We start from the raw sequence: 11,202 nt of genomic DNA, 5'->3' as shown, positions 1-11,202 counted from the left end.
CCAGCATGACATCGGAGATCCTGCTCCGCGCAAGGGAGTTGGCGCCGGTCCTGCGGGAGCGGGCCCCGGAGATCGAGGCCAACCGCACACTGCCCGCCGAGGTGGTCGAACTGCTGCGCGGCACCGGCGTGTTCGGCATGTGCTACGGCCCCGAGTGGGGCGGACCCGGCCTGACCTCGATGGAGCAGACCGAGGTGGTGGAGGCCCTCGCGTACGGCGACGCCTCGGCCGCCTGGTGCGCCGTGATCGGCGCCAACACCGGCATCTACGCCAACTTCCTGGACCAGACGGTGGCCAAGGAGGTCTTCCCGCGCCTCGACCTGGTGGTGGCCGGCCTGCTCCAGCCCGCCGGCCGGGCCGAGCGGGTCCCCGGCGGCTTCCGGCTCAGCGGCCGCTGGTCGTTCGGCTCCGGCGTCAAGCACGCCGACTGGGTCACCTCCGGCGCGTTCATCTACGACGGCGGCCGGCCCTGGGCCGCCCCCGGCAGCAAGCACCGGCACGACTCCCGGCAGTTCCTGGTGCCCCGCGAACAGGTCGAGGTGATCGACAACTGGGACACCACCGGCCTGTGCGGCAGCGGCAGTTGCGACTACACCATGGACGGCGTGTTCGTCCCCGAGGAGCACACCTACACCTTCGCCACCCCGCAGGGCCGCCCCGGCCCGCTCGCCCAGCCGGACTCCTTCACCCGGGCGATGTGCGGCGTCCCGCTCGGCGTGGCCCGGGCCGCGCTCGACCACGCCCGCGAGGTCGCCACCACCCGCTACGACCGGATGGCCGGCCGCAGCTGGGCCGACAGCTGGCGGGTGCAGACCGAACTCGCCCGCCTGGAAGGCGAGTTCAACGCCGTCCGGGAGGGCGTGTACGGCGCGATGCGCCGCCAGTGGGCGGTGCTGGCGGCCGGCGGCACCCTGGACGACCTCACCCCCACCGAGCGGGTCGCCTCCCCGCTGTCCTGGCTGCACGCCTTCCGCGGCTCCCGGACGATCGTCGCCCGCACCTACGACCTGCTGCAGACCTGGTCGATCAACCGCTCCTCGCCGATGGACCGCTGGCTGCGCGACACCACCGTCCTCGCCCAGCACCTGGTCGCCCAGGACCGCATCCTGCAGTCCGCCGGGGCCTACCTGCTGGGCTCCGAGCCCGAGTTCGGCATCAGCCTCGGCCTGGTCTGACCCCGCGAACCCCGAACCCCGAGGGAGAGAACCCCGATGAGCAGACTCGTCCTGCTGGTCAACCCGAACAAGGTGCATCCGCCGATCGCCCCGTACGCCCTCGACGTGCTCACCACCGCGCTGGAGGACGACGGATTCGAGGTGGAGGTGCTCGACCTGACCTTCCGCCGCGAGGACTGGAAGGCGTGCCTGCACGAGTACTTCGCCGAACGCTCCCCGATGCTGGTCGGGGTGACCGTCCGCAACACCGACACCGTGTACGCCTTCGAGCAGCGCCCGTTCGTCGGTGAGCACCGGGAGATCATCACCGAGATCCGGCGGCTCACCGACGCGCCCGTGGTCGGCGGCGGCATCGGCTTCTCCACCATGCCGTTCGCGCTGGTCGAGTACTTCGGCATCGACTACGGCGTGAAGGGCCCCGGCGAGAAGATCCTCTGCGAACTGGCCGCCGCGATCGCCGAGGGCCGCGACACCGCGGGCATCCCCGGCCTGATCCGCAACACCGACCGGGGCGCCGTCCGGGTGCCGCCCGCGGTGCTCACCGTCCGCCACGGTCAGACCCAACTCGCCGAGGCCACCGGCCAGTTCGAGCCACGGGTGTGGCAGGTCGACCGGCTCTCGGTGTACCGGCGGCGCTCCGGCCTGCCGCACCGGGTCGACAACCTGGAGTACTACCGGCGCGGCGGCCTCGGCTCCATCCTGACCAAGAACGGCTGCGCCTACCGCTGCTCGCACTGCGTCGAGCCCGACGCCAAGGGCACCCGTTACGGGCAGCGCGAACTCGCCTCGGTGGTGGACGAGATGGAGTCGCTGGCGGCCCAGGGCATCCTGGACCAGCACACCACCGACAGCGAGTTCAACCTGTCGATCGCGCACGCCAAGAACCTGCTGCGGGAGATCGTCCGCCGCCGGCACGCCGACCCGGCCAACCCGCTGAACGACCTGCGGCTCTGGGTCTACTGCCAACCCAGCCCGTTCGACGAGGAGTTCGCCGACCTGCTGGCCGAGGCCGGCTGCCGGGGCGTCAACGTCGGCAGCGACCACATCCGCCCCGAGGTGCTCAGCGGCTGGAAGGTCACCGAGAAGGGCGGCACCTACTACACCTTCGCAGACACCGAACGGCTGGTCCGGCTCTGCCACGAACGCGGCATCCTCACCATGGTCGAGGCGCTGTTCGGCATGCCGGGGGAGACCCCCGAGACGGTCCGCGCCTGCGTGGACGCCTTCATGGCGCTGGACGCCACCGTCACCGGCTTCTCGCTCGGCCTGCGGCTGTTCCCGTACACCCCGATGGGCATCGACATCGCCGAGCAGTGCGCGGGCGTGCGCACCGTCCCCGGCCTGCAGTCCAACACCGCCGACGGCCCGATCGTGCTCAAGCCGCTGCGGATGTGCTCCTCCCCGGCCGAGTACGAGCGGCAGTTCATGTTCGACGAGCACGGCAACTTCCGGCTGGTCTGCTACTTCTCGCCCGACCTGCTGCCCGACCCGGCCCGCGCCGCCGACCCGGCCGAGCGCTGGCACGGCGCCGTCACCGACCTGTGGGCGCTGATCGACCCGGCCGACCACCACCGGGTCATGCTGCCGACCGTCGAGGGCATGAGCGAGCACGACAACAACTACGCCGACAACCCGTTCCTCACCAGCCTGGGCGGCCTCGGCTACACCGGCGCGTTCTGGTCGCACTGGCGCGGCCGCGAGGAGATCATGCGCAAGGCCCGGGAGACGGCCGCCCAATCCTCACATCTGCCAACTCCTGCATGACATTGCGCACTTGAGGCGCCGGATTGATCGGATCATGATGAGGTAACGGAATCATCACTACCGGTGATCGACTCCGCACACCGCACCGCACCGCACCACCGCCGCACCACCACACGCCGCGAGGGGACGATGAACCAGCACGGGACCACCACGCCACTGACCGTGCTGCTCGCCGACGCCCAGCCCGCCGTCCGCCAGGGCGTCCGCTCGATGGTCGAGGCGGGCGGCGGCGCGGCCGTGGTCGACGAGGCCGGCACCACCGGCGAAGTGCTCGCCGCCGCCTCCCGGCACCGCCCCGACGTCCTGGTCCTCGACCCGCAGATGGACGACGGCACCGGCATGCGGATGATCAGCCAGGTCCTGCGCCTCGCCCCCGGGACCGGCGTCCTGGTGTTCAGCCCGTACGACGACGACAAGGCCGTCGCCGCCGCCTTCCACGCCGGAGCCCGCGGCTACCTGGTCAAACGTGCCACCGCCGACCAGATCGTCCGCGGCATCCACGCCGTCGGCGCCGGCGAGGCCATCCTCGACCGCACCATCGCGGCCCGGCTCGGCACCCTGATCGGCACCGGCCAGCGTCCGCGCAGCTACCCGTTCCCGCAGCTCAGCGACCGCGAACGGCAGGTCCTCGAACACCTCGCCGCCGGCCGCTCCAACACCGTCATCGCGCGGGAACTCGCCCTCGCCTCCAAGACCGTCAGCAACCGGATCTCCAACATCCTCGGCAAGCTCGGCGTGGCCGACCGCGCCCAGGCCCTCGTCCTCGCCCGCGACGCCGGCCTCGGCCACGCCGCCGCCCGCTGACCCGCCGCACCCCCAGAACGGAGCCCCGCCATGCCCGAAACCGGCCTGCCGCCCGGCCTGGTGATCCGCCGCCAGGAACCCGAAGGGCTCGAACGCGCCCACGGCCTCGACCTCAAGCTCCTGCACCCCTGGGACGGACTGACCGCCCCCTTCCACGGCGCCTGGTGCGTCCTGCGCCCCGGCGACCTCACCGACACCCACCAGCACACCGAACGCGAACTCTTCATCTGCATCAGCGGCCGCGGCGAGGTCCGCACCCCCGACGGCCACCGCCACCCCGTCGCCGCCGGCGACCTCGTCCTGCTCCCGGCCGACTCCGACCACGCCGTCGCCAACCCGCACGACACCGACTTCGCCTACTACGCCATCTGGTGGCAGGCGTGAACCCCCGCCACCCCGCCGAACCCCGCGAACCCGCCGCCCCTCGCCACCCCGACGTCCCTCGCCACCCCGCCGACCTCCACCGTCCCGACGACCTCCACCGCCTCGACTACGAGGGCCGCCGCTTCCACGCCCCCGACGGCGACCAGCGCACCGTCGCCGTCTACCACCAGCAGGGCGACCTGGTCTGGGGCGAGGTCACCGGCGGCAGCATCCGACGCGGCTGGACGGCCGGCACCCGCCAGCCCGACGGCACCCTCGCGATGGGCTACACCTTCGTCCTCACCGACGGCCAGGTCGTCTGCGGCCGCACCCGCAACACCCCCGCCCTCACCCCCGACGGCCGGATCCGCCTCCACGAGACCTGGGAGCGCTACGGCCCCCGGCCCGGCACCGGCACCTCCACCATCGAAGAGGTCGCCCCGTGACCCCCGTCGACTGGGCGCTGCTCGACAAGCACACCACCGGCCCCCTGCTGCGCCCCGGGGACGACGGCTTCCGCGCCTCCTCCGCCGCGTTCAACGAGCGCTGGGCGCACCGCGCGCCCGCCGCCGTGCTGCGCGCCGCCGACACGGCCGACGTGCTGCGGGCCGTCGACTGGGCGCGCGACCACGGGGTGCCGATCGTGCCGCGCGGCGGAGGGCACTCGTACGCCGGGCACTCCGTCAACTCCGGCCTGGTGGTGGACCTGCGGGCGCTGGACGCGATCACCGTCGACCCCGGCACCGGACGGGTCACGGTCGGCGGCGGCGTCCTGACCGGCGCGCTGTACGCGGCGCTGCGCCCGCACGGGCTGGCGCTGCCGCTGGGCAACGGCGCGGGCGTCGGGATCGCCGGGCTGGCGCTCGGCGGCGGCTCGGCCGCGACCTCCCGCCGGTTCGGGCTGACGGCGGACACGCTGCGCGCCACCACCCTGGCCACCGCGGCCGGGGAGGTCCTGGAGTGCGACGCCGAGCGCAACGCGGACCTGTACTGGGCCTGCCGGGGCGGTGGCGGCGGCAACTTCGGGATCAACCTGGACCTGACCTTCCAGGCCGTCGAGGCCCCCGCCGCGGCCACCTGCGTGCTGCTCTGGGAGGCCGTCCACGCCCCCGGAGTCCTGGCCGCCGTCCAGCAGTTGATGCTCACCGCGCCCGAGGAGACCTCGCTCCGCCTGGGCGTCGCCCGCTCCGGCGGCCGCACCCTGGTCTCCACCGTCGGCCTGCACCTGGGCAGCGCCGCCGAGCTGCGCGAACTGCTCGCCCCGGCGTTCGCGGCCGCCCCGCCGCTGCGCGCGGAGATCGCCGACCGGGCGTTCTGGGACGCGATGGACCACCTGAAGCACGAGACCAGCGGCGGGGCGTTCGCCGTCCGCACCCACTTCGCCACCCGCCCGCTGCCGCCCGGGGCCCTGGACGCCGCCCTGGCGCACCTCGCGGCCGCGCCCCCCAGCGGCAACACCGACGGCTGCGGCCTGGCGCTGTTCGGCTGGGGCGGCGCGATCAACCGGGTCGACCCGGCGGCCACCGCGTTCGTGCACCGCGACGCCCGGTACCTGGTCAGCCTGGACACCTCCTGGCTGCCCGGCGAGGACCCGGCCCCGCACCTCGACCACCTCGCCGGCCTCGACCAGCTGATCGCCCCGCACGCGACCGGCGGCGCCTACCTGAACTTCACCGACCCGGACCTGCGGGACTGGCGCGACGCCTACTACGGTGCGAACTACCCGCGGCTGGTCGCCACCAAGCGCCGCCACGACCCGGACGGACTGTTCGCCTTCCCGCAGTCCGTCGGCAGCTGAACGACCCCGATCCCCCCGCGAGGAAACACGACCGACCGACCGTCGGTCGATCCTCCGTGCCCGGAAGGAGACACCACCGTGTCGCCGCGAACCGCCACCCCGCGCCACTACCTGATGTGCCGGCCCGCGCACTTCACCGTCGACTACTCCATCAACCCGTGGATGGACCCGGCGAAGCCCACCGACACCGGCACCGCCCTCGCCCAGTGGGACCAGCTGCACGCGCTGTTCCAACGCCTGGGCCACACCGTCGAGTTGATCGAGCCGCTGCCCGGCCTGCCGGACATGGTGTTCGCCGCCAACGGTGCCACCACGCTGGACGGCCGGGTGCTCGGGGCCCGCTTCCGGCACCCCGAGCGGGCCGCCGAGGGCCCCGCGTACGCCGACTGGTTCCGCCGGCGCGGCTGGGAGGTCAAGGACGCCGAGCACGTCAACGAGGGCGAGGGCGACCTGCTGGTGGTCGGCGAGCGGATCCTGGCCGGCACCGGCTTCCGCACCGAGGCGGCCGCGCACGCCGAGGCGGCGGAGTTCCTCGGCCGCGAGGTGGTCCCGCTGCGGCTGGTCGACCCGCGCTACTACCACCTGGACACCGCGCTCGCCGTGCTCAGCGACACCGAGATCATGTACCACCCGCCGGCCTTCGACGCCGCGTCCCGCGCGACCCTGGAGCGCCTCTACCCGGACGCGGTGCTGGCCGACGCCGACGACGCCCGGGTGTTCGGCCTGAACGCGGTCTCCGACGGCGCCCGCGTGGTCCTCCCGGAGGCCGCCGTCCGGCTCGCCGAGCGGCTGCGCGAACGCGGCTTCACCCCGATCGGCGTCGACCTGACCGAGCTGCTCCGGGCCGGCGGCGCCGTCAAGTGCTGCACCCTGGAACTGCGGCACTGATCCCCGCCCGCGACGCCGCAGGGCCCGGACCGCAGCAGCGGTCCGGGCCCTCCGTCAGCTCACGCTCACACCAGGTCGAAGCGGTCCAGCTCCATCACCTTGGTCCAGGCGGCGGCGAAGTCCTTGACGAACTTCTCCTTGGCGTCGGCCGAGGCGTACACCTCGGCCAGCGCCCGCAGCTCCGAGTTGGAGCCGAACACCAGGTCGGCCCGGGTGCCGGTCCACTTGACCGCGCCGGAGGCGTCCCGGCCCTCGTAGACCGTGTTGTCGGAGGCGACCGGCGCCCAGGTGGTGCCCAGGTCCAGCAGGTTGGTGAAGAAGTCGTTGGACAGCGTGCCGGGGCGGTCGGTGAACACGCCGTGCTGCGAGCCGCCGGTGTTCGCGCCCAGCACCCGCAGGCCGCCGACCAGCACGGTCAGCTCGGGGGCGGACAGGTTCAGCAGGTTGGCCTTGTCCACCAGCAGGTACTCGGCCGGGAGCCGGGTGCCCTTGCCCTGGTAGTTGCGGAACCCGTCGGCCTGCGGCTCCAGCGCCGAGAAGGACTCGACGTCGGTCTTCTCCTGGGTGGCGTCCACCCGGCCCGGGCGGAAGCCCACCTCGACCTCGACGCCGCCCTCCTTCGCGGCCCGCTCGACCGCCGCGGTGCCGCCGAGCACGATCAGGTCGGCCAGCGAGACCTGCTTGCCGCCCCGCGCGTTGAACTCCTGCTGCACGCCCTCCAGCACCCGCAGCACCTGCGCCAGCTGCTCCGGGTCGTTGGCCTCCCAGCCGCGCTGCGGCTCCAGCCGGATCCGGGCGCCGTTCGCGCCGCCGCGCTTGTCACTGCCGCGGAAGGACGCCGCCGAGGCCCACGCGGTGGACACCAGCTGGGCGGTGGTCAGGCCGGAGTCCAGCAGCTTCGCCTTCAGCTCCGCCACGTCCGCCGCGTCGACCGGCTCGCCCTGGGCGGCCGGCAGCGGGTCCTGCCAGAGCAGCTCCTCGGACGGCACCTCGGGGCCGAGGTAGCGGACGACCGGGCCCATGTCGCGGTGGGTCAGCTTGAACCAGGCGCGGGCGAAGGCGTCCGCGAAGGCCGCCGGGTCGTTCAGGAAGCGGCGGGAGATCTGCTCGTACACCGGGTCGAAGCGCAGCGACAGGTCGGTGGTGAGCATCTGCGGGGCGTGCTTCTTCGCCGGGTCGAAGGCGTCCGGCACGGTGTCCGCGCCGGCGCCGTCCTTCGGCTTCCACTGGTGCGCCCCGGCGGGGGACTTGGTGAGCTCCCACTCGTAGCCGAACAGGATCTCGAAGAACGAGTTGTCCCAGGTGGTGGGGGTGTTGGTCCAGGTCACCTCCAGGCCGGAGGTGATCGCGTCGGCGCCCTTGCCGGAGCCGTACGCGCTCTTCCAGCCGAGGCCCTGCTCCTCCAGCGGCGCGCCCTCGGGGTCGGCGGCGACGTTGTCCGCCGGGCCGGCGCCGTGGGTCTTGCCGAAGGTGTGGCCGCCGGCGATCAGCGCGACGGTCTCCTCGTCGTTCATCGCCATCCGGCGGAAGGTCTCGCGGATGTCGCGGGCCGCCGCGAGCGGGTCCGGGTTGCCGTTGGGGCCCTCCGGGTTGACGTAGATCAGGCCCATCTGGACGGCGCCCAGCGGCTCCTCCAGCTGGCGGTCGCCGGTGTAGCGCTCGTCGCCCAGCCAGGTGGTCTCCGGGCCCCAGTACACGTCCTCGTCGGCCTCCCAGACGTCCGCCCGGCCGCCGCCGAAGCCGAAGGTCTCGAAGCCCATCGACTCCAGCGCCACGTTGCCGGACAGGATCAGCAGGTCGGCCCAGGACAGCGCCTGGCCGTACTTCTGCTTCACCGGCCACAGCAGGCGGCGGGCCTTGTCCAGGTTGGCGTTGTCCGGCCAGGAGTTGAGCGGGGCGAAGCGCTGCTGCCCGGCGCCCGCGCCGCCGCGGCCGTCGGAGATCCGGTAGGTGCCGGCGCTGTGCCAGGCCATCCGGACGATCAGCGGGCCGTAGTGGCCGAAGTCGGCCGGCCACCAGTCCTGCGAGGTGGTGAGCACGGTCTCGATGTCGCGCTTGACGGCGGCCAGGTCGAGCGAGGCGAAGGCCGCCGGGTAGTCGAAGTCCGCGCCCAGCGGGTTCGCCACCGCCGGGTTCTTCGCCAGGATCTTCAGGTTCAGCCGGTTGGGCCACCACTGCCGGTTGCCGCCGCCCTGAGTGGGGTGCGCGGCCCGGCCGTGCGCGACCGGGCAGCCGCCCGCACCCTCGGACTTGGGGTCGGTGACGATGGCGTCGTCGTTCTCGGGCATGGGAGTCCCTCCGGGTCGGGCGGATAGCGCTCTGCGACGGGCGTCTGGCTCTTCTTCGGAGCCGATCCTAAGATAGACCGAGTCTAAGTCAAGAAGAGGGTCAAACGGGTGGTGGTCCCGCTCGAATCGGGAGTCCGATGACGCCCGCTGTACAGTTCGGGCGAATGTTGAGCTGATTGGGTGAACGAGATGAGTGATCTGCTGGAACGACTGCGGTCCCGCGGCTGGCGACTGACCTCCCAGCGGCGGGTGGTCGCCGAGGTGCTCGACGGCGACCACGTCCACCTGACCGCGGACGAGGTGCACGCCCGCGCGGCCGAGCGCCTCCCGGAGATCTCCCGGGCCACCGTCTACAACACCCTCGGCGAGCTGGTCACCCTCGGTGAGGTCCTGGAGGTCGCCACCGACGGCCGGGCCAAGCGCTACGACCCCAACGCCCACCAGCCGCACCAGCACCTGGTCTGCTCCGCCTGCGGCACCATCCGGGACGTCCACCCCACCGGCGACCCGCTCGCCGCCCTCCCCGCCGCCGAGCGCTTCGGCTTCAGCGTCGCCACCGCCGAGGTCACCTACCGCGGACTCTGCCCCGACTGCGCCTGACGCCCCGCCCCGGCCCCCGCACCGTCCGCCGCGACGGGAGCCACCGGAGCCGGTGCCGGAGCCGGTGCCGCAGCCGCCCCGCGCCGGGCCCCCGGCCCCGCCGCGCCCAGCACCGCGATCAGCACCCCCGCCGCCAGCAGCAGCCACCACACCCCGTGCGCCGCCGCCGTGAACCGCGCGCCGCCCGCCGCCACCCCGGGCGCCAGCAGGACGCCCGCCACCGCCACGCCCACCGCCGAACCCGTCTGCCGGGCCGTCGAGGCCAGCGCGGCGGCCGTCGAGGCCATCGACCCCGGCAGCCCCGACACCGCGGTGTCGGTGATCGGCGGGTTCACCGTGCCCTGGAACACCCCGACCAGCGCGAACACCGCCAGCAGCGCGGGCACCGGCGTCCGCGGGCCCACCGCCGGCAGCAGCGCGCCCGCCAGCGCCAGCGCCGTCCCCGACACCAGCAGCGGCCCGCGCGGCCCGCACCGGCCCACCACCCGCCCGGTCCGCGGCGACAGCAGCAGGATCAGCACCCCCGCCGGCACCAGGCACAGCCCCGCGTCCAGCGCGGACATCCCGCGCACTCCCTGCAGGTACAGCGTCGCCGCGAACAGGAACGCCGCGAACGCGCCCAGCGCCGCGAACGCCAGCACCAGCGCCGCCACCACCGGCCCGCGCAGCAGCCGCACCTCCAGCAGCGGGTCCGCCCGCCGCGCCTCGTACCGCCCGAGCACCGGGACGGCCGCCGCCGCCAGCGCCAGCGGCCCCCACACCGACGGCGCCGACCAGCCCGAGCGCCCCGCCGAGATCAGCGCGAACACCGTCCCGCCCAGCACCAGCACCACCAGCAGCTGCCCCACCGGGTCGAACCGCCGGGCCCGCTCCGCCCGGGACTCCGGCACCCAGCGCAGCGCGCCCGCCACCCCCGCCGCCACCACCGGCAGGTTCACCCAGAACACCGCCCGCCAGCCCCAGCCGTCCACCAGCGCCCCGCCCAGCACCGGGCCCAGCGCCAGCGACAGCCCCGACACCGACCCGAACACCCCGATCGCCCGGGCCCGTTCGGCCGGCTCCGGGAACGTCGTCGCCACGATCCCCATCGCCACCGGGTTCAGCATCGTCCCGCCCACCGCCTGCACCGCCCGCGCGGCCACCAGCGCCCCGGCCCCCGGCGCCAGCGCGCACAGCGCCGACCCCAGCCCGAAGACCAGCAGCCCCAGCACGAACACCCGCCGCCGCCCCCACCGGTCCGCCGCCGCCCCCGCGGGCAGCAGGAACGCCGCCAGCACCAGCGTGTACGCGTCCACCGTCCACTGCAGCGCCGCCACCGACGCCCCCCAGTCCCGGTGGACCGCGGGCAGCGCCACGTTCACCACCGAGACGTCCAGCACCACCAGCGCCATGCTCAGGCAGCACACCGCGAGCACCAACCGCCTCCGCCGTCCGTCCGGTTCGGACACCGTCCCGCCTCCGTCCGCCGCCGCGGCGGGGGCCGGCCCCTCGCCGGCTCCGACCCGCCCGGTCGGCGGCACCG

10 protein-coding genes are annotated in these 11,202 nt (G+C 74.0%); 8 read left to right on the top strand and 2 right to left on the bottom strand.

The window, feature by feature from the left end; all coding sequences use genetic code 11:
* Nucleotides 1–5 precede the first annotated feature (5 nt).
* The 7 genes from ABD345_RS05690 (at nucleotide 6) to ddaH (ending at nucleotide 6,792) form a co-directional block, all read left to right on the top strand.
* Nucleotides 6–1,175 (top strand): acyl-CoA dehydrogenase family protein, encoded by a 1,170-nt coding sequence (locus ABD345_RS05690; RefSeq protein WP_344550653.1) that lies wholly within the window; start codon nucleotides 6–8, stop codon nucleotides 1,173–1,175.
* Between the two features lie 36 nt (nucleotides 1,176–1,211).
* Nucleotides 1,212–2,939, top strand: a complete 1,728-nt coding sequence (gene tsrT / locus ABD345_RS05685) for a tryptophan 2-C-methyltransferase (RefSeq protein WP_344550652.1) — start codon at nucleotides 1,212–1,214, stop codon at nucleotides 2,937–2,939.
* A gap of 63 nt (nucleotides 2,940–3,002) precedes the next feature.
* Nucleotides 3,003–3,743: a response regulator gene (locus ABD345_RS05680; RefSeq protein WP_344550651.1), complete on the top strand. Its 741-nt coding sequence runs from the start codon at nucleotides 3,003–3,005 to the stop codon at nucleotides 3,741–3,743.
* A 30-nt stretch (nucleotides 3,744–3,773) separates the two neighbouring features.
* Nucleotides 3,774–4,127, top strand: a complete 354-nt coding sequence (locus tag ABD345_RS05675) for a cupin domain-containing protein (RefSeq protein ID WP_344550650.1) — start codon at nucleotides 3,774–3,776, stop codon at nucleotides 4,125–4,127.
* Nucleotides 4,124–4,552, top strand: a complete 429-nt coding sequence (locus ABD345_RS05670; protein WP_344550649.1) for an avidin-fold protein — start codon at nucleotides 4,124–4,126, stop codon at nucleotides 4,550–4,552. The genes ABD345_RS05675 and ABD345_RS05670 overlap by 4 nt, the downstream gene beginning before the upstream one ends.
* The gene (locus ABD345_RS05665; RefSeq protein WP_344550648.1) at nucleotides 4,549–5,904 is read left to right on the top strand and encodes an FAD-binding oxidoreductase; all 1,356 of its coding nucleotides are present in this window, start codon (nucleotides 4,549–4,551) and stop codon (nucleotides 5,902–5,904) included. The genes ABD345_RS05670 and ABD345_RS05665 overlap by 4 nt, the downstream gene beginning before the upstream one ends.
* Nucleotides 5,905–5,982: 78 nt before the next feature.
* Nucleotides 5,983–6,792 carry a dimethylargininase gene (gene ddaH / locus ABD345_RS05660; RefSeq protein WP_344550647.1) on the top strand — a complete coding sequence of 270 codons (810 nt, stop codon included), beginning with the start codon at nucleotides 5,983–5,985 and terminating at the stop codon, nucleotides 6,790–6,792.
* A gap of 65 nt (nucleotides 6,793–6,857) precedes the next feature.
* On the opposite strand, the gene katG is transcribed toward ddaH, so the two are convergent.
* Nucleotides 6,858–9,080, bottom strand: a complete 2,223-nt coding sequence (gene katG / locus ABD345_RS05655) for a catalase/peroxidase HPI (protein ID WP_344550646.1) — start codon at nucleotides 9,078–9,080, stop codon at nucleotides 6,858–6,860.
* A 189-nt stretch (nucleotides 9,081–9,269) separates the two neighbouring features.
* Between katG and ABD345_RS05650 the strand changes: the two genes are divergently transcribed.
* Entirely contained in the window at nucleotides 9,270–9,680 is a 411-nt protein-coding gene (locus tag ABD345_RS05650; protein WP_344550645.1) for a Fur family transcriptional regulator, read from the top strand.
* On the opposite strand, the gene ABD345_RS05645 is transcribed toward ABD345_RS05650, so the two are convergent.
* Nucleotides 9,650–11,128 carry an MFS transporter gene (locus ABD345_RS05645; protein ID WP_344550644.1) on the bottom strand — a complete coding sequence of 493 codons (1,479 nt, stop codon included), beginning with the start codon at nucleotides 11,126–11,128 and terminating at the stop codon, nucleotides 9,650–9,652. The genes ABD345_RS05650 and ABD345_RS05645 overlap by 31 nt on opposite strands.
* Nucleotides 11,129–11,202 lie beyond the last annotated feature (74 nt).

Source organism: Kitasatospora saccharophila, from assembly GCF_039529925.1.
GTDB lineage: Bacteria > Actinomycetota > Actinomycetes > Streptomycetales > Streptomycetaceae > Kitasatospora > Kitasatospora saccharophila.
This window is presented reverse-complemented; position numbering and strand designations above follow the sequence as displayed.

What these genes read in the sequence shown, in the direction of transcription:
- ABD345_RS05690 (WP_344550653.1), top strand. Translation starts at nt 6, where the DNA reads ATGACATCGGAGATCCTGCTCCGCGCAAGGGAGTTGGCGCCGGTCCTG.
- ABD345_RS05675 (WP_344550650.1), top strand. Translation starts at nt 3,774, where the DNA reads ATGCCCGAAACCGGCCTGCCGCCCGGCCTGGTGATCCGCCGCCAGGAA.
- ABD345_RS05650 (WP_344550645.1), top strand. Translation starts at nt 9,270, where the DNA reads ATGAGTGATCTGCTGGAACGACTGCGGTCCCGCGGCTGGCGACTGACC.
- katG (WP_344550646.1), bottom strand. Translation starts at nt 9,080, where the DNA reads ATGCCCGAGAACGACGACGCCATCGTCACCGACCCCAAGTCCGAGGGT.
- tsrT (WP_344550652.1), top strand. Translation starts at nt 1,212, where the DNA reads ATGAGCAGACTCGTCCTGCTGGTCAACCCGAACAAGGTGCATCCGCCG.